Here is an 18,121-nt window from a genome sequence, read left to right on the forward strand (position 1 = left end):
CCGTCGAGCGCATGATGCGCGACGCCAAGATCACCCAGATCTACGAAGGCACCAACCAGGTCCAGCGCATCGTCATGGCCCGCAACCTCCCGTAACCCTCATCGGACCGGACCACCGAGGCCGGAGGCGACGCCCGTCGCCTCCGGCCTCACCCGTTCTTCCGCCCGACTCCCGCCCGACTTCCGGGGCACGTAGCGGGGACCGGCGCGACCGTGGGGGTTCATGCGCCGGTGGGGGATGACACGGACAAACCGCGCGGGGGCGCGCGGACGGGGCGTGGGGGGCGAACAGCCAGTGCGCCGCGTCGCGCCGTGCTCTCTACGGGACTGACGACCGCGGGTCGGGACCCGCGCCCGATCGCTCTCAGTGAGGCGCCACCCGATGACCGGCGAACACCGCGCTATCCGTACGCAGGACACCTCAGCCGTCACGCTCCCCGAGTAGTGGGCGCACACCGCGCTGACCGTGGTCATGCCCACCTACAACGAGGCGGGCAACATACCCGGCACGGCCGAGCTCCTGATGGCTTTGGAGATACCGGGGCTGCGGCTCCTCGTCGTCGACGACGCCTCGCCCGACGGCACCGGCAGGATCGCCGAGGAGCGGCGCCTCGCCGACACCGGGCGTTACTTCGCCGCCGGAACCCCTCGCGACGAGCGGCTCGCCATCCTGCGCAAGTACCACGTCACCTGGATCCTGACCGGGCGCGGCGACCACGGCCTTTCCGGCGGGGACCCGGCGCTGCGCAAGGTGGCGACGGGCCCGAGCGGTCAGCTGCTCCACCGGTTCGTGGGCCGACCGCCCGGCCCGTGCCGCCGGGTCAGCGGTCCGAGGTGACCGTGACCGGCTCGTCGTTCTGGATCTGCCCCACCAGCTGCTTCACCTTCGGCATGTCCCACTTCAGGGAGCCCTGCGGCGCGCCGCCCGAGATCGGGATGTTCATGGACTTGCCGGTGCCGCCGCTGATGCCCTTCATGGCGAAGAACATCTTGCCGAGGTCGTACAGCGACATGTCCTTGTCCACGATCAGCGTGTCCATACCCGCGCCCAGCGTCGGGTACAGCGTGAACGGGTTGAGGATCGTGCCCGGCGTCGCCGCCTGGTTGGCCAGCGCGGACAGGAACTTCTGCTGGTTCTTCGTACGGGCCAGGTCCGACTCGGCGAAGGCGTAGCGCGTACGGACGAAGGCGAGGGCCTGCTCGCCGTTGAGGGTCTGCTCGCCGGCCTGGAAGTCGGCGCCCGACTTCTTGTCCTTGAAGCCCTTCTCGATGTTCATCTCGACACCGCCGAGCGCGTCCACGATGTTGGCGAAGCCGGCGAAGCCGATCTCCGCGTAGTGGTCGATGCGCAGCCCGGTGTTGTACTCGACCGTACGGACCAGCAGCTCCGGACCGTCCATCGCGTAGGCGGCGTTCAGCTTCGCGCCGCCGCGGGCCGCGAACTTCTTCCCGGACTCGGAGCCGACGAAGGAGGGGATCGTCACCCAGGAGTCGCGGGGCAGGGAGATCATCGTGTTCCCGCTGCCGCACGCGGCGAGGATCATCATCGAGTCGGTCCGCTTGCCCTCGGCGGAGCCGGTGTGGAGCTTCTTCTTCTCCTCGGCCGACATGCCCTCACGGCTGTCGGAGCCGACGATCAGATAGGTCGTGCAGTCGCCCTCGGCCGGCCGCTCGATGACCTTGGCGAGATCGACCTCGTTGCGCATCTGCGAGCTGGCCCAGGCGTACGTTCCTATGCTCCAGGCGAGCACGGCCACGAGCAGCACGACCGAGCCGACCTTGATCCGGCGGCGCCAGTCGGGCGCGGGGCTCGACGGCCGCGGGTCGTACTGCGGGGGAACGGTGCCCCGTCCGCCGCCCTGCGGGCTGCCGTAGACCTGACCGGTGTTGTACCCGGAGTCGTAGCCCGGCTGCTGCCCGTAACCCTGCCCGTGACCCTGTCCGTACTGCGGGTCGTACTGCGGCGGCTGCTGGGGGACCTGCGGACGCTGCACATGGCGCATCGCGCGAGCCCCCTCGGGCTGCGCGTTCGCGCTGCCACGGCCGTATCCGCCGTCGTCGGTCCGCCCATGAGGCCAGTCATTCATGCGGAACAGTGTGCCGTCCGGCCTGGTGGGGCCGACAGGGCGGGGTGAGGATCGGGTCGGCGCTGTTGCCAAGCTGATGCAAAGCGGACGGGACGGGGACGCGGCCGGGACCCGGCATAAGGTGGAGGGCATGACAGATCAGGGCGATATCCCGGGCAAGCCCACCTCCGCGTCCCGCACCACCCTCAGCCACATCATGACGAGCCACGACACCAACCTCCTCGGTACGGTGCACGGCGGCGTGATCATGAAGCTGGTGGACGACGCGGCGGGCGCCGTCGCCGGCCGGCACTCGGGCGGGCCGGCCGTCACCGCCTCCATGGACGAGATGGCGTTCCTGGAGCCGGTACGGGTCGGAGACCTCGTCCATGTGAAGGCCCAGGTCAACTGGACCGGCCGGTCCTCCATGGAGGTCGGCGTCCGGGTCCTGGCCGAGCGCTGGAACGAGTCCACGCCCGCCCAGCAGGTCGGCTCCGCCTATCTGGTCTTCGCGGCGGTCGACGCCGACGGCAAGCCGCGCCCCGTCCCGCCCGTGCTCCCCGAGACCGAGCGGGACAAGCGCCGCTACCAGGAGGCCCAGATCCGCCGCACCCACCGCCTGGCCCGCCGCCGCGCCATCATGGACCTCCGTGAGCGCCGCGCGGCCGAGGGCTACGAGGACTGAGACCGGGACCGGCCCCGGTCCCTACGCGCACCCCACCCGGTCGCCCGTGACCGCCTCGAAGGGCCCCGGCGTCTCCTCCACCCGTACCGCCGTCACACCCTTGTAGTCCCGGCCCGCCGTCACCCGCAGCGTCCCGCCCAGCCCCTTCACCGCCCGCAGCTCCGCCCCCGGCAGCGCCGCCGCCAGCGACTTCGCCGAGCGGTCCCAGCCCGGGTCGTACTCCACGAGCGTGCGCCGGCGCTCCGGGCCCGCGGCGGTGCGCGGGGCGCGCGTCGTGTCGAAGCCCGTGGCGCGCAGCGCGTCGTCCAGCTTCCGGCCCAGCCCGTTCGTACGGGTCCCGTTGTAGACCTGCACCCGGACCTCCTTCGGGGCCACGTCCACGACCGCCGTCTTCGGACCCTTGGCCGCCGGGGCCCGGTGCGCGGCCAGCGGCCGGTCCTCGCGCAGGGACTGGAAGAGCTTCTGCGCCTCGGCCGCGTCCCACTTCACCGTCGTGCCGACCCCCTTCACCGGGAAGCTCATGTCCCCGATGGGCACCGACACGAACTCCGACGACGCGGGGGTGAAGCCCCGCATCGCCTTCGCGAGGCCCAGCAGCTGATCCGTACCGAAGTCGCGGTCGGCCCGGACCGAGCTCAGCATGGTCGTGGCGACCTGACGGAACTTCACCGGGTTGAGCAGCACCCCGCCGCTCGTCATCCGGTGGATGAGGGCGGCGAGGAAGCGCTGCTGGCGCTGCATCCGCCCGATGTCCGCCGCCCCGTCGACATGGCGCGAGCGCACGTACTGCAGGGCCTGCCCGCCGGTCAGCTCGTGCGTCCCGGCCGGCAGGTCGAGCCCGGTGTAGGTGTCCTTCATCGGCCGGGCCGTACAGATGCTCACCCCGCCCACCGCGTCGACCGTCCGCATGAAGCTGGTGAAGTCGACCTCCAGATAGTGGTCGATCTTGACGCCCGTCATGTTCTCCACGGTCCGCACCGTCAGCCCGGGGCCGCCCTCCGCGTACGCGGCGTTCAGCTTCACCGGATGGGCCTGGTGCCGCTTGCCGGTGGTCGTGTCGACGTGCTCGGGCATCTCGGCGTACGAGTCGCGCGGCAGGCTCACCACGCTCGCCCGCTCCCGGTCCTCGGAGATGTGCACGAGCATCACGGTGTCGGTGCAGTGACACGGCTCACCGCCGAGCCGGTACGCCTTCCGCTCCTCCTCGGTGATCCTGTCCCGCCCGTCCGTCCCGACGACCAGCACGTTCATCCCGTGCCCGGCCTGGGGCCGGTTCTTCATGTCCTTGAACGGGTCGACCCGGTCGATACCGGTGTCCAGGCTGGTGACCACCGCGTGGCCGATCCCGCCCGCCCCCAGGACGAGCACGGACAGCGCCGTCGCCATCCGCATGCCCCACCGTGGCCGCGCGGCCCGTCTGCCCCGCCGCGCCGGTACGGGACGGGCGGCGGCCGGACGGGGACGGGGCGTGCGGGACGGTGTGGGCACCGGGGGACACCTCCGCGGGTGTGACAGGGGGAACCGTGAGCACCGTAGGCCCATACGATCAGCGCCAGCGCGCACCCGTCCCCGCGGCGCGCGTTCCTGTCCCCCATTCGCGGTAACGTGACCCGCGATGAACGCCATGCCTTCCGCCCCGCCTCCCGTCTCCGTGATCATGCCGGTCCTCAACGAGGAGCGGCATCTGCGCAACTCGGTCCGTCACATCCTCGAGCAGGAGTACGACGGCGAGATGGAGGTGGTGATCGCGCTCGGGCCGTCCACGGACCGTACCGACGAGATCGCCGCCGAGCTCGTACGGGAAGACCCCCGTGTGCACACCGTGCCGAACCCCACGGGCCGCACGCCCGCCGCGCTCAACGCGGCGATCGAGGCGTCGCGCCACCCGATCGTGGTGCGGGTCGACGGTCACGGCATGCTCTCGCCGAACTACATCGCGACCGCGGTCCGCCTCCTGGAGGAGACCGGCGCGCAGAACGTCGGCGGCATCATGCACGCCGAGGGCGAGAACGCCTGGGAGGACGCGGTCGCCGCGGCGATGACCTCGAGGATCGGCGTCGGGAACGCGGCCTTCCACACCGGTGGCGAGGCGGGCCCGGCCGAAACCGTGTATCTGGGTGTCTTCCGCCGAGAGGCCCTGGAACGGCAGGGCGGCTACAACGTGGAGTTCGTCCGCGCCCAGGACTGGGAGCTGAACTTCCGTATCCGCGAGGCGGGCGGTCTGATCTGGTTCTCGCCCGAACTGCGCGTCCAGTACCGGCCGCGGCCGAGCGTGCGCGCGCTGGCCAAGCAGTACAAGGACTACGGCCGCTGGCGTCATGTGGTGGCCCGCTACCACCAGGGCTCCATCAACCTCCGCTATCTCGCCCCGCCGACCGCCGTCTGCGCGATCGCGGCCGGAGTCGTGGTGGGTGCGACGCTCACCCCGCTCGGCTTCGCGATCCCGGCCGGCTACCTCGCCGCGATCACGGCGGGCTCGATCCCGGCCGGCAAGGGCCTCCCGCTGAAGGCCCGGCTCCAGATCCCGGTGGCGCTCGCGACGATGCACATGTCGTGGGGGTACGGCTTCCTGACCAGCCCGCGCTCGCTGGCGAAGAAGGTCATCGCGAGCCGTCGCCCGGCGGTCACGGACGAGAAGGTCTGACCGCCGCTCCCGTACCGCTCGTACGACGGAGAAGGGCCGGGAACCCCGCGGGGGTTCCCGGCCCTTCTCGATGCCGTCCGGCGTCGGGTCAGCTCTTCCCGTCCCAGCGGTAGACGCTGTAGACGTCCATGCAGCCCTTCTGGTCGGCCGTCTTGACGTCCGCGCCCTCCGGGAGGTCTCCCGCCTCCGTCTTCGGCTTCTCGTAGGTGGTGCCCTGGCGCCAGTCGGCGCCGATCACCAGGGTGAGGGTCTCCGCGTTGGCGTCGGCGCGGACCGCCGAGGCGGGCAGGCCGAGCGCCTCGGCCACGGACAGGGCGTCCGCCTTGCCCTGCTCGCCGTCCGCCTTCGGGTACTTGACCACCGTGTCCTTGCGCGGCTCGGTGGTCTGCGCGGCCTCCGCCCGTGTGAAGCCCTTGTCCTCCAGGGCATCGGCCATGGAGCCGGCCCGGCCGTCCACGGACATCTGGCCGCTGCCGGCGGTGCCGTTGATCACCGTGACGTCGAGGGTGTCCGGCGCGCCGGCGGCCGGGCCCTTCGGCTTCGCGGACGCGGAGGCGGTCGGCTTGGCGCCGGCCGGGTCGCCGTTCTTGTCGAAGGCGATGTCCTCGCGGAGCATCGACCACATCTTGTCGGCGGACTGCTCGACCATGACGAGCTTGTTCTGGTCCTGCGACCACGCGGCCGTGGGGACCGTCGCCGTCGTGAGACGGTCCAGCTTCACGTTCTTGAGCTGCATCGACAGCTCGAAGAGCTTCGCCACGGTACCGATCTCGTCCGACACCTGGAGCGCCTTGGTGGCCGTCTCGGCGAGGCCCATCAACCGCCCGGTGTCGGTCCAGGCGTTCTGCTCCTGAAGCTTCTTGACCATCCCGTTCATGTACATGTGCTGCGCCTTGGCCCGGTTCTGGTCGCTGCCGAACGCGTGCCGGGTGCGCAGCCACTGCAGCGCCTGCTTGCCCTTCACCTCGGTGGTGCCCTCGGGCAGCTTCAGACCGGAGCCGCCCTTCTGCTGCCTGGTCGACCGGTCGTGGACGCCGGTCTTCACACAGACCGGGACGCCGCCGACCTCGTCGGCCATCGCCACCACACCCGCGAAGTCGATCATCATCCAGTGGTCGATGTAGACCCCGGTGATCGTTTCCCAGGTGGTGAGGGTGCAGCCGGGACCGCCGCGGCCGAGCGTCTCGTTGATCGGCCTGTTGGTGGTGGGGGCGAAGGTCTCGTCGCTCTTCGGGTCCTTGCACTCCGGGATCGGCACGATCGTGTCGCGGGGGATGGAGACGACCGAGGCGTGCTTCCGGTCCGCCGAGACGTGCAGCAGCATCTGCACGTCCGCCAGCGGCTTCTGCTGCGTCAGGTCCTTGCCGCCGCCGAGCGCGACGTTCTTCGGGTCGCTCCGGCTGTCGGAGCCGATGAGGAGGATGTTGAGGGGAGTGTCGCCGAGCGCGTTCGGCGCGGTCCTCTTGACCCCGCTCTCGCCGCCGCTGCGACCGCCGCTGCGGATGTTGCCGTTGAGGTGCTGGTAGTACAGGTATCCGGCGCCGGCCGTGCCCAGTATCAGCAGCGACAGTGTGACGGCGACCCAGCGGAATATCCGGCGTTTGCCGTTCTTCTTCGCACGCCGGCGCGAGCCTCCGCGCCGGCGGCTGGTACGGCCGTCACCGCCGCCCTGGCCGCCCCGGTCGCCCGTGCGTTCGTCGCCCGGCCGACTGCCGGCCCCGCGTTTCCTGGCCCCCCGGCCCCTGGTCCGGGTGCCGGCAGCGGCTCCCTCGCCCTCGTCGCCGTACAGGCTCTCGTCCCAGCCCGAATCACGGGCGTGCGGAACGCTTCTCCGCGTCCCCTCCCCGCGCACGCTGCTCTGTCCCACCCCTGGGTCCCCTCGTTGGTCAGGAGCGCCCCGCGACCCGGTGTTTCCGGGTCACTGGGCGCACACCTGCTTGTCGGCTTCCACCTTTTCGACGTCCGGCGCCTTTGCCGGACCGGTGATGGGCACCCCCGCGCCCTTGAAATCCCCGCCGAGGACGAGCGTCATGGGCTCGCGTTCCCCGGCGTCCTGCGTGCCCGGCTTCAGCGCCGTGGCGGGCAGGCCCATCATGTCCGCGAGCTTGCGGGCCTGATCGGCCTGGTTCGGCGCGTAGGTGAGCGTCGTCTTCGCCGCCTTCTCGGGGGCGTTGGCCTTGTTCGTGGAACGCGTGACGCCCTGCGTGATCTGCAGCCAGTCGAGCGTCTTCTGCGCCGCGCCCTGGATGCCACTGCCGTTGTAGACGTCGACGCGCACGTCGACGGCCGCGGCGCGCGGCCCCTGGAGCAGCTTCGCCTGGGCCTGCGCCTGGGCGTTCTTGGTGTCCTGCTCCTTCTTCTTCACCTCGGTGAAGGAGATGTCGTTCTGCACCATGCTGAACACCTGCGGCGCCTTGACCGGGTCGAGGACGACGGTGGCCCGCTTGGTGGGCGGCTCGTCGGGGTTGTCGACCACCGGAACGGTCATGAAGCTGATGTTCTTCAGATCGACCTTTCCAAGCTCCTTGGCCAGGGCGGTCAGCTTCATGGCGCTGCCTATGCCCTTGTCCACCGTGAGGGCCTTCGTCGCCGCGTCCGCGACCGAGAACAGCCGCGTCGGACTGTCGAGCGTGTCCTCCTTCAGCTGCCGGATCATGGAGGCGAGGAACTGCTGCTGCATCTTGATCCGGTCCAGGTCGCTCTCGTTGCCGAGACCGTGGCGGTTGCGGAGGAACGCGAGCGCGTCCTCACCCTGGAGCTTGTGCTCCCCGGCCGGGAGGTTGAGCTTGGAGTACTGCTTGTCGTGGATGGGCTTCTTCAGGCAGACCTTCACGCCGCCGACCGCTGCCGACAGGGTCTTCACGGCGTTGAAGTCGACCATCATGAAGTGGTTGATCTCCAGCCCGCCCGTGAGCTCCTTGACGGTGCGCATCGTGCAGCCCGGGTCACGGCCGTCCACGCCGAACGACTCGTTGAACTTCTGCTTTCCGATCGAGCCGGGGATGACCTTGGTCGAACCGTCGGCCTGCTTCGTCGGGCAGTCCGGGATCTTGATCTTGAGGTCCCGGGGGATGCTCAGGGCCGTCGCGTTGGTCCGGTCCTCCGAGACGTGGAAGAGGAACGTCGTGTCGGCGTGACCGGTGACGTTGTCCTTGTTCCCGTAGCTCTCGTTGCCCTCGCCGGTGCGTACGTCGTTGCCGATGATCAGGATGTTGAGCGGCCCGTCCATCGCCTGGTCGCCGGCGGCGTCACCGACGTCGACCGTGTTCAGGTTGCCGTCGAAGCGGTTGTACAGCGCGTACGCGGCCGTGGCACCCGCGACGAGCACGACGGCCATCGTGCCGCCGGTCCAGATCAGGGCCTTCTTCTTCTTGGCCTTGGCCGGCTTGCGCTTACGACGGCCGGCCGGCGGAGGCCCGCCACCCGGCTCCGCCGCACGGCGACGACGCTGCCCGGGTACGGGTGCCTCGGTGGCCGTCCGGGAGCGTTCCGCGCCACGGCCCGGCTCGGCGGTCCGGGAACGCCCGGCGGATCTCGGGGCGGGGGTGGTGGCGCCGCGAGGCTGGGACGGGAGCGGTGACTGCCCAGCGGAGTGGTCCAGTCGCAGTTCGTAGTTGCCGGTCTGCGGGTTGAGCACCCACTGGTCGGCGGGGTCGATCTCGTCCGCCCGTCCACGGCTGTGCGCGTCCACGGTTACTTGAATCCTCCGTCGGTGCCACGCGAGGCGCCTCCCCCGTCGGGCGCTCGGTCGTTCGATCCGTAAAGTGCGCGACCACGCGGGTCGGGAGCACCGGATCGCGTCACACTATCCGCCCAGTTCAGCGTGGGGCGACGTCCGTGACAAATTCCACGCCCCTTACAACTGGGCAATTTGCCCAAACCTCATCCAGCACAGCCCTCCCCTTGGGCATCGCTTTACTCGCCCCTCTACGGGCAGGCTCTCTGTGCCGCGTTGCGCCCGGTGAAGGTCGGTGTCGGAGCCGGAGTCGGCGAGCTCGCCTCGTCCGGCTTTCCGTTGCCGTCCGTGTCCGGCCGCCCACTCGTATCGCCTCCGGGCGCCACCATGACCGGCTTGTCCTCGCGCAGCCTGGCGAAGAGCTGACTTGCCTTCGGTTGTACGAGTTCGTCCCGGTTCGCGTTGTACGAGTACGGCCGGCGCGGCACCGTGAGGAACTGCACCTTCTCCGTGGGGATGCTCCGCATCGAGCGCGCCAGGTTGTAGAGATCCCGCAGCGAGTCGAGACCCGGGTCGGTCGTGATCGACTTGGTGGCCGCGTCCAGGACCGGATAGAGCCGGGTCGGATTGAGCAGGACGCCGTTGCTCTGCACCTTGCTGACCAGGGCGCCCAGGAACTGCTGCTGCCGGTCCATGCGTTCCGTGTCACTGCCGTTGCCCAGGGACTTGCGGGCCCGTACGAACCCCAGCGCCTGCTCGCCGTGGAGCGTCCGGAGTCCCGCCGGCAGTTTCAGACGGGCGTCGGAGTCGTCGATCGGCTCCCGGAGGCAGACCTCGACCCCGTCGACGGCGTCCACCATCTTCTTGAAGCCGCGGAAGTCGATCACCATGTGGTGGTCGACCCGGATTCCCGTCAGCCGCTCGACGGTGCGGATCGTGCACGCCGTCCCGCCCACCTCGAAGGCGGAGTTGAACTGGGCGAACCGCGCGCTGCTCCGTGTTCCGTCCGATTTCCGGCAACTCGGGATGCCCACCATCAGATCGCGCGGGATGGAGACGGCCGTGGCGCTCGACCGGCCCGCGGAGATGTGCAGCAGGATCGTGGTGTCGGAGCGTTGAGTGCCCTTGTCGTGGCCGTACTCGGCGTTCCCCGCGCCGGCCCGGGTGTCGGAGCCGATCAACAGGATGTTCCGCGCGGCCGAGACGACGGGCGCGGGCCGCTCCTTCTCGTACCGGAGCAGTTCGGCGGCGGCGGTGGTGTCCGTGGTGATGTTGCCGTCGAGCTTGCGGTAGAACCACCAGCCCGCGGCGGCCCCGGTGAGCAGGACGACCGAGACCCCGAGCGCCGTCCAGCGCAGCCAGCGGCGCCCGCCCTTGGCGGCACCGTCGGAGGCCGCCCCTCCGGAGGTGCCGGCCCAACTCACTCCCATGGTCCCGGTGCCTCCCACGGTGCTGGCCGTGCCGACCGTGCTGGGCGTCTCGTCCTCGGCCGGGTCGTCCGGTTCGGCGGGCGTGCCAGCACTGTCCGTCACGTCTGAGTCCGTCCTTCATGGGTCGGCGGCGCGCCCGGGCCGCCGGTCGCAGAGGTAGACGGCTGAACCTGACGCTTGGTTGTGCGGAAGGGGGGTGCGTACCCGCCGATCATGTACCGGAGTTGACGCGCGGACCCGGGGACTCGGCGAGTCGCTGCGCCATACGGGTGGATCTCCGGCGGGTTGTCACACCGCGGTCGCGGTGACGCGCTCGCTCTCCACCCGCTTGTCGAGCTCCTCGGGCGCCAGCCGGTCCAGGTTCCGGCACAGCACGACCGACGCGCCGGCCGCCAGCGGCGCGTAGAGGCCGGCGGAGACCCCCTCCCAGCTGTCGTACGGACGCGCCGACAGCAGGCGCGCCCCGGGAGCCAGCCCGAGCGCCTCGGCGTCCGCGCGGGCCCGCTCGACGAGCTGGGCGCCCGTCAGTTCCGTACCGCCGACCACGAGCGCGGGAGAGTCCGCGGCGACCGGGACGAACGGGGCGAACCGGTCCCCCTGGCTCGGCACCTCCACCGCGTAGTCCGCGTATCCGGCGGGCGGCGTCGGGAAGCGACGGCCCAGCGGGGCCAGCGAGAGCGCGATCCGGTCTCCGGAGCAGGCCAGCCCCGCGTCGAGCGTGTCCGGACCCGCGACGGCGTAGTCGGCGTCGGCCGGGTCGCCACCCAGCTCGGCGGTCACGCCGACGGACGAGCACGCGAGCAGCCAGACCGCCGTCTGCCAGTGCGCGGGCAGCAGCAGCGCGAGCCGGTCGCCCGGGGAGGCGGACAGCTCGCCCTGGAGCAGATTGGCGGTCTTGGCCACCCAATTGGCGAAGGTGGCGACGGACAATTCCACGCGCTCACCGGTGGCGTCGTCGTAGAAGGTGACCAAGGGGCGGGAGGGGTCCGCGGCGAGGGCGGATCGCAGCAGGTCGGCGGGGGTTCGGTCGCTGGCGTTCACGCGGGCAAGCGTACGCGGGGAGGTGCGCGGGGACCCGCCGTACCGGTGACACCGTCCACCGGTCGGCCCGATGGTCCGTCAGTCTCCCGGCCGCTTCCCGTCGAGCGGAACGGCCCCCGAGTACGGACCATCGCTTCATGCGTGCCTACCTAGCATCCTCGGTCGCCGTCACGTGCGCGGCGGCGCTCTCCCTGCCGTTGTCCCTCGCGACCCCGGCGGTGCCGCTCCCACCCGGCACGCCCGCCGTGCCCGCCGCCCCACCATCCGGGGGATCCACCCAGTCCCTGCGCCTGGGCCCCCTGGCGGGCGGTGAACGGGCCACCGGCGGCGCCCGCCCCGAACAGGGGCTGTCCCCACGCGACGTCAGGCCGTTCTCGCTCGTCGGGGTGGTGTGGGACGACCCCACCGCCCGGCTGCACGGCACCGTCCAGGTCCGCACCCGCGCCGCCGGGAGCGACACCTGGTCGGGGTGGCAGGACGTGGATACCCACAACGACGAGCACGGGGCCGACCCCGAGACCGCGGAAGGCGGGTCCGGCGCCCTGCGCGGGGCCACCGCCCCGCTGTGGGTCGGCGCCTCGGACGGCGTCGAGATCCGTGTACGGCCGGACGACGACGGCGGGGAGCCGCTGCCCGCCGGGCTGCGCCTGGAACTGGTCGACCCGGGCCCGGAACCGCCCCCCGATGCCGCCGACGAAGACCCCACGACCCCGGTGGAGCGGGCGTCCATGGCTCCGCCGGCGCTGACGGCGGCCAGGCCGGCGGCGGCCGCCGGGAAGCCGTACATCGGACCACGCCCGAAGATCATCACCCGAAAGGGCTGGGGCGCGGACGAGAAGATGCGGGAGAAGGGCTTCGTCTACACGAAGGCGGTCAAGGCGGCCTTCGTCCACCACAGCGCCACCGGCAACAACTACACCTGCAAGCAGGCGCCCTCCGTCCTGCGCGGTATCTACCGCTACCACGTCAAGAGCAGCGGCTGGCGTGACTTCGGCTACAACTTCGCGGTCGACAAGTGCGGAAACATCTACGAAGGCCGCGCCGGTGGTGTGGCCAAGCCGGTCCTCGGCGCCCACACGCTCGGCTTCAACACCAACAGCATGGGAGTCGCGGTCCTCGGCTCCTACAGCTCGGTCAACCCGCCCGCCGCCGCGGTGACGGCCGTGGCACGTCTGACGGCGTGGAAACTGGGACTTCACGGGGTCAACCCGAAGGGGAAGGCGACGCTGGTCTCCGGCGGCGGCAATCGCTACAAGAAGGGCAAGAAGGTCAGCTTCAACGCCATCGCGGGCCACCGGGACGGCTTTGCGACGGAGTGTCCCGGCGGGCGCCTGTACAGCCAGCTCGGCACCGCCCGGACCGCTTCGGCGAAGTACCAGGGACGACGCTGATGACGTGAGGCGCCTGATCCTCTGCATAAACTGACCGGTCATATCGCACGGACGAGCGATGTGACCGGCCCCGGACAGGAAGCAGAGACGACAGGTGACAGAAGCGATCCTCCTGGTCGGTGGCAAGGGCACACGGCTGCGCCCCCTGACGGTCAACACCCCGAAGCCGATGGTCCCGGCGGCGGGTGTCCCGTTCCTGACGCACCAACTGGCCCGTGCGCGGGCCGCGGGCGTCGAGCACATCGTGCTCGCCACCTCGTATCTGGCGGAGGTCTTCGAGCCCTACTTCGGGGACGGCTCGTCGCTGGGCCTCAGCCTGGAGTACGTCACCGAGGAGGAACCGCTCGGCACGGGCGGCGCCATCCGGAACGTCGCCTCGCGCCTGCGCTCCGGCCCGGACGACCCGGTCCTCGTCTTCAACGGCGACATCCTGACCGGCCTGGACATCCAGGCCCTGGTCGACACCCACGCCTCTTCGGGCGCCGACGTCTCGCTGCATCTGACCCGGGTCGAGGACCCCAGGGCGTTCGGTCTGGTACCGACGGACGGCAGCGGCCGCGTCACCGCCTTCCTGGAGAAGCCGCAGACGCCGGAGGAGATCGTCACCGACCAGATCAACGCCGGGGCCTACGTCTTCCGCCGCTCGGTCATCGACACGATCCCGACCGGTCGCCCCGTCTCGGTCGAGCGGGAGACGTTCCCCGAACTGCTCTCCTCCGGGGCGCACCTCCAGGGCATGGTCGACTCCACGTACTGGCTCGACCTCGGCACCCCGCAGGCCTTCGTCCGCGGCTCCGCCGACCTGGTCCTGGGCCGCGCCCCGTCCCCGGCCGTTCCGGGCCGCTGCGGCGACCGTCTGGTCCTGCCGACGGCCCGTGTCGCGCCGGACGCGAAGGTGACGGGCGGCACCGTAGTCGGCGAGGGGGCGCGCATCGGCGATGGCGCCCGTGTCACGGGCTCCACGCTCCTCGCGGGCGCGGTGGTCGAGCCGGGCGCGGTGATCACGGACTCCCTGATCGGAGCCGGCGCCCACATCGGCGCCCGCACGGTCCTTACGGGCGCGGTGATCGGCGACGGCGCCCATGTGGGCGCCGACAACGAACTCCGCGACGGCGTCCGCGTCTGGTGCGACGCCACCCTCCCGGCGGCCTCGGTCCGCTTCTCCTCGGACCAGTAGGACTTCGCCGGCGACCGCCCCGCACGCCGGCGGTGTCGGCCGGCGACGGGGCCGCCGGCCTCCGCGGACCGGGGAGCGGGCAGCCGACCGGAGGCCGGGCGCACCCCGCCGGTACGCCGACGGCGTCTCCGGCCACGGGCGTCGCCGACCGGGAGAACACCAGCGCCGGCCGGAGGGCCGGGCGCACACCGCCGGTACGTCGACGGTGTCTCCGGCCACGGGCGCTGCGCCGCCACCGGCCGGGAAGATCACCCGCGCCGGCCGGAGGGCCGGGCGCACCCGGCCGGTACGCCGACCGGGAGACCGGAGGGCCGGGCGCACCCCGCCGGGCGCATCCCGCCGGTACGCCGGCGGCGTCTCCGGCCACGTTGCGCTGCGCCGCCACCGGCCGGGAAGATCACCCGCCGGCCGGAGGGCCGGGCGCAGCTCGCGGGCCCGTGGCCGCTTACCCTCGTACCCATGGCCGGCCGCTTCGCTCCACGTCCCACCCGCACCACCGTGCGCGGCGGCCACGTCTCCGTACCCGCCCCCAGGCCCGCCGGCGCCCCCGTCCCCGGCACCACCCGCCGGTGGACACCGCCCACGCCGTACGACCTCGGCCTCACCCTGGGCCCCCTCCGCCGTGGCCCCGCGGACCCCACCTTCCGCGCGCTCCCCGACGGCTCCGTCTGGCGCACAAGCCGCACCCCCGCCGGTCCCGGCACGCTCAGGGTCGCCGCGCGCGGCGGCGCGGTGGAGGGCGAGGCCTGGGGGCCCGGCGCGGACTGGCTCCTCGACCGCCTGCCGCAGCTTCTCGGGGCCGACGACGACCCCACCGCCTTCGTCCCCCGCCACCGCATCGTCGCCGCGACCCACCGCCGCCGCGCCGGACTGCGCCTCACCCGCACCGGCCTGGTGATGGAGTCGCTGATTCCGTCGATCCTGGAGCAGAAGGTCACGACGGACGAGGCGTACCGCGCCTGGCGCCTTCTCGTACGGAAGTTCGGCGAGCCCGCCCCCGGCCCGGTCCCGGAGGGGACGTACGGACTCCATGTCGTGCCCGACGCCCGCACCTGGTCGCTGATCCCGTCCTGGGAGTGGCACCGCGCCGGCGTCGACAACAAGCGCGCCGCCACCGTCCTGCGCGTCGCCAAGCTCGCCCGCCGCATGGAGGAGGCCGCGGCGATGGAGCCCGAAGCGGCCCAGAAGCGCCTGGAGTTGATTCCCGGCATCGGCCCGTGGACCTCCGCCGAGACGGTCCAGCGCAGCAACGGCGCTCCCGACGCCGTCAGCGTCGGCGACTACCACCTGCCGAGCATCGTGGGCTTCGCCCTCGCGGGCGACAGGACCACCGACGACACGGCCATGCTGGAGCTCCTCGCCCCCTACGCGGGCCAGCGGTACCGCGCGGCCCGCCTGATCCTGCTCAGCGGACACGCCCCGCCCCGCCGCGCACCGCGCATGACCCCCGGCAACATCGGGGCGCTCTGAGCGAGTCCGGGCGGGACGGCGGCGAGGGAGGCCGGCGCACCCTGTGGAGGGCGGTGCACCCCGTTAGGCCGGCGCACCCCGTGGAGGGCGGCGCGAGACGTCAGCGGACCTCGATGAACTGCCCCGCCTGCCGCGCCGGCCGTTCCCTCGGCGGCGCCGCCGCGTGCCCGACCGCGACCGCCCCCATGGGGTCCCAGTCCTCCGGCAGTGCGAGGACCTCTCGTACGACTTCTCGGCAGAACATCGTCGAGGACACCCACGCCGAGCCCAGCCGCTCACCGGCCAGCGCCACCAGGAAGTTCTGCACGCCCGCGCCCGCCGCCACCACGAACATCTCGCGCTCCGCCGCGTCCCGGCGCGCGTCGCCGTAGTGGTGGGAGCCGTCCATGACCAGGCAGGGCACCACCAGGTACGGCGCGTCGCGCAGGACGTCCCCGCGGCGGACGCGCTTCGCGATGGACTCCTCCGACTTGCCGTCCCGGCGCAGATCCGCGATCCAGGCGTCCCGCATCGCGTCGAGCAGCCGGGTCCGCGACCCTTCCGATTCGAGGAGGACGAAACGCCAGGGTGTGGTGTGGTGCGGGGCCGGTGCCGTGACGGCCGCGGCGACGGCCCGTCGTACCGCCCCCGGGTCCACGGGCTCGTCGGTGAACTCGCGGACGGTACGCCGCAGAGTCACCGCCTCCCGTACGGCCTCCGAGGTCCCGAGCCGGAACATGTCGTCGGCGGCACCCCGGATCAACGCCCGGGCCCCCTCCTCGACGTCGCCCACCAGGTGCGGCAGCCCGCGGACCACGGCGACCGGCCTGCCGCTCGCCTTGCCCTTCACCAGATCGCCCGCCGCCGCGAGTTCGTCGGCGGTGGCGACGACGGTGGCGCCGAGCGGGTTGCCATGGGCGTCCGTGCCGCCGCGCAGGTCGTCGAGGACCCGCACTCCGGCCGCGCCGATGGCCACGTCCGTCAGACCGCTGCGCCAGGGCCGCCCGAAGGTGTCCGTGACGACGATCCCGACGTCGACCCCGAGCGCGTCGCGCAGCCCCTCCCGGAGCGCGCGGGCCGAGGCGTCCGGGTCGACCGGCAGCAACAGCACGGTGCCGGCAGGGGTGTTGGATGCGTCGACCCCGGCGGCGGCCATGACGAGCCCCTGCCGGTTCTCGACGATCCGGAGGGTGCCACGCCGCGCGACCACCCGTACGGTCTCGGCGTCGATCGCCTCCTCCCGGTCGTCGGCGGCGATCATCCGCCCCTCGGCCTTGCTCACGATCTTCGAGGTGACGAGCAGGACGTCCCCGTCGCGGAGGCCGGGGGAGACGGAGGCGATGAGCTTGGCGAGATCGTCCCCCGCCTTCACCTCGGGCAGACCGGCCAACGCCCACACCCGAAAGGCTGCCCCTCGCGCGACGGCTTCCGGATCGACGGTGCCCCGCCCGACGGTGCCCTGCGAGACGGCGGCCGGCTCGACGGCCCCTTGCTCGACGGCTTCCCGCTCGACGGTGCCCCGCGAGACGGCGGCCGGCTCGACGGCCCCTTGCCCGACCGCCCCTTCCTCGACGGCTCCCTGATCGGCGGGACCCGTCATCCCCGGACCTCCTCCGCCAGCGCCAGCGCCTCGCGCGCCATCGCCGTCGTGGCGTCCAGGTCCGTCATCATCAGCGGCACCGCCCGGCAGCGGATCCCCGCCGCCTCGACGTCCGCGACCGTGCCCGCGTCGACCGTGTCGACCAGCCAGCCGTCGAGCAGCCCGGATCCGTAGTGCTGGGCGACCGCCGCGGCCGTCGCCTCCACGCCGACCGCCGCGAGGACCTTGTCGGCCATGCCCCGCACGGGCGCGTCGCCCACGATGGGCGAGAGGCCGACCACGGGCACGTCCGCCTCGGCGATCGCCTCGCGGATGCCCGGCACGGCCAGGATCGTGCCGACGGACACGACGGGGTTGGACGGCGGGAAGAGGACGACGTCCGCCTCCGCGATCGCCTCCAGGACACCCGGCGCCGGCTTCGCTGCCTCCGCGCCGACCGGCACGACGGCCCGCGCGTCCACGGACGCGCGGAGCCTCACCCAGTACTCCTGGAAGTGCACCGCCCTGGACTCGCCCTCCACGTCGATGGCGACATGGGTCTCGACCCGGTCGTCGGACATCGGAAGGAGCCGGACGCCCGGCTGCCAGCGGGCGCACAGCGCCTCGGTGACGGCGCTCAGCGGATAACCGGCGCCCAGCATCTGCGTACGGACGATGTGGGTGGCGAAGTCCCGGTCGCCGAGGCCGAACCACTCCGGTCCGACGCCGTACGCCGCGAGTTCCTCCTTCACGGTGAAGGACTCGTCCTCGCGGCCCCAGCCCTGCTCCTCGTTGATGCCACCGCCGAGGGTGTACATCACCGTGTCGAGGTCGGGGCAGACCTTCAGCCCGAAGAGATGGATGTCGTCACCGGTGTTGCCGATGACCGTGATCTCCGCGTCGGGAGCGGCCTGCTTGAGGCCGCGAAGGAAGCGGGCACCACCGATGCCACCTGCCAGAACCACAATGCGCATACGGACAGTC

Annotated in this window: 14 protein-coding genes and 1 pseudogene; 7 read left to right on the plus strand and 8 right to left on the minus strand. The window is 72.0% G+C overall.

Annotated elements, in window-relative coordinates; all coding sequences use genetic code 11:
• Both ABZY12_RS31855 and ABZY12_RS31860 read left to right on the plus strand, forming a co-directional pair.
• A partial coding sequence (locus ABZY12_RS31855; RefSeq protein ID WP_132919430.1) for an acyl-CoA dehydrogenase family protein occupies window positions 1-95 on the plus strand: 95 nt, incomplete at its 5' end.
• A gap of 376 nt (window positions 96-471) precedes the next feature.
• Window positions 472-603 (plus strand): annotated as a pseudogene (locus tag ABZY12_RS31860) (glycosyltransferase); the annotation flags it as partial.
• A 217-nt stretch (window positions 604-820) separates the two neighbouring features.
• Here the strand turns inward: ABZY12_RS31860 and ABZY12_RS31865 are convergent.
• Window positions 821-2,086: an LCP family protein gene (locus tag ABZY12_RS31865; protein WP_356896498.1), complete on the minus strand. Its 1,266-nt coding sequence runs from the start codon at window positions 2,084-2,086 to the stop codon at window positions 821-823.
• Window positions 2,087-2,216: 130 nt separating this feature from the next.
• On the opposite strand from ABZY12_RS31865, the gene ABZY12_RS31870 reads away from it, so the two are divergent.
• On the plus strand, window positions 2,217-2,750 hold the full coding sequence (locus ABZY12_RS31870; protein WP_356896500.1) for an acyl-CoA thioesterase: 534 nt from the start codon (window positions 2,217-2,219) through the stop codon (window positions 2,748-2,750).
• 21 nt (window positions 2,751-2,771) lie between these two features.
• Here the strand turns inward: ABZY12_RS31870 and ABZY12_RS31875 are convergent, their stop codons facing one another.
• Window positions 2,772-4,142 carry an LCP family protein gene (locus ABZY12_RS31875; RefSeq protein ID WP_356896502.1) on the minus strand — a complete coding sequence of 457 codons (1,371 nt, stop codon included), beginning with the start codon at window positions 4,140-4,142 and terminating at the stop codon, window positions 2,772-2,774.
• Window positions 4,143-4,374: 232 nt separating this feature from the next.
• On the opposite strand from ABZY12_RS31875, the gene ABZY12_RS31880 reads away from it, so the two are divergent.
• Window positions 4,375-5,394 (plus strand): glycosyltransferase family 2 protein, encoded by a 1,020-nt coding sequence (locus tag ABZY12_RS31880; RefSeq protein ID WP_356896541.1) that lies wholly within the window; start codon window positions 4,375-4,377, stop codon window positions 5,392-5,394.
• A gap of 88 nt (window positions 5,395-5,482) precedes the next feature.
• Here the strand turns inward: ABZY12_RS31880 and ABZY12_RS31885 are convergent, their stop codons facing one another.
• The 4 genes from ABZY12_RS31885 to ABZY12_RS31900 form a co-directional block, all read right to left on the minus strand.
• Window positions 5,483-7,261, minus strand: coding sequence for an LCP family protein (locus tag ABZY12_RS31885; RefSeq protein ID WP_356896504.1), 1,779 nt, complete (start codon window positions 7,259-7,261; stop codon window positions 5,483-5,485).
• Between the two features lie 51 nt (window positions 7,262-7,312).
• Window positions 7,313-9,085, minus strand: coding sequence for an LCP family protein (locus ABZY12_RS31890; protein WP_356896506.1), 1,773 nt, complete (start codon window positions 9,083-9,085; stop codon window positions 7,313-7,315).
• Window positions 9,086-9,321: 236 nt separating this feature from the next.
• Window positions 9,322-10,602 (minus strand): LCP family protein, encoded by a 1,281-nt coding sequence (locus ABZY12_RS31895; RefSeq protein ID WP_356896508.1) that lies wholly within the window; start codon window positions 10,600-10,602, stop codon window positions 9,322-9,324.
• A gap of 186 nt (window positions 10,603-10,788) precedes the next feature.
• On the minus strand, window positions 10,789-11,541 hold the full coding sequence (locus ABZY12_RS31900; protein ID WP_356896510.1) for a TIGR03089 family protein: 753 nt from the start codon (window positions 11,539-11,541) through the stop codon (window positions 10,789-10,791).
• Between the two features lie 137 nt (window positions 11,542-11,678).
• Between ABZY12_RS31900 and ABZY12_RS31905 the strand changes: the two genes are divergently transcribed.
• The 3 genes from ABZY12_RS31905 (at window position 11,679) to ABZY12_RS31915 (ending at window position 15,579) form a co-directional block, all read left to right on the plus strand.
• On the plus strand, window positions 11,679-12,932 hold the full coding sequence (locus ABZY12_RS31905; RefSeq protein WP_356896512.1) for a peptidoglycan recognition protein: 1,254 nt from the start codon (window positions 11,679-11,681) through the stop codon (window positions 12,930-12,932).
• A gap of 94 nt (window positions 12,933-13,026) precedes the next feature.
• The gene (locus ABZY12_RS31910) at window positions 13,027-14,109 is read left to right on the plus strand and encodes an NDP-sugar synthase (protein WP_356896514.1); all 1,083 of its coding nucleotides are present in this window, start codon (window positions 13,027-13,029) and stop codon (window positions 14,107-14,109) included.
• Between the two features lie 459 nt (window positions 14,110-14,568).
• Entirely contained in the window at window positions 14,569-15,579 is a 1,011-nt protein-coding gene (locus ABZY12_RS31915; protein WP_356896516.1) for a DNA-3-methyladenine glycosylase 2 family protein, read from the plus strand.
• Window positions 15,580-15,679: 100 nt separating this feature from the next.
• Here ABZY12_RS31915 and ABZY12_RS31920 read toward each other — a convergent pair whose 3' ends face one another.
• Together ABZY12_RS31920 and cofD are read right to left on the minus strand one after the other, a co-directional pair.
• Window positions 15,680-17,158, minus strand: coding sequence for a coenzyme F420-0:L-glutamate ligase (locus tag ABZY12_RS31920; RefSeq protein ID WP_356896518.1), 1,479 nt, complete (start codon window positions 17,156-17,158; stop codon window positions 15,680-15,682).
• Window positions 17,155-18,111, minus strand: coding sequence for a 2-phospho-L-lactate transferase (gene cofD, locus ABZY12_RS31925; protein WP_356896520.1), 957 nt, complete (start codon window positions 18,109-18,111; stop codon window positions 17,155-17,157). Before cofD ends, ABZY12_RS31920 begins: the two co-directional genes overlap by 4 nt.
• Window positions 18,112-18,121 lie beyond the last annotated feature (10 nt).

Source organism: Streptomyces sp. NPDC006551, assembly GCF_040611675.1.
Taxonomy (GTDB): Bacteria; Actinomycetota; Actinomycetes; order Streptomycetales; family Streptomycetaceae; genus Streptomyces.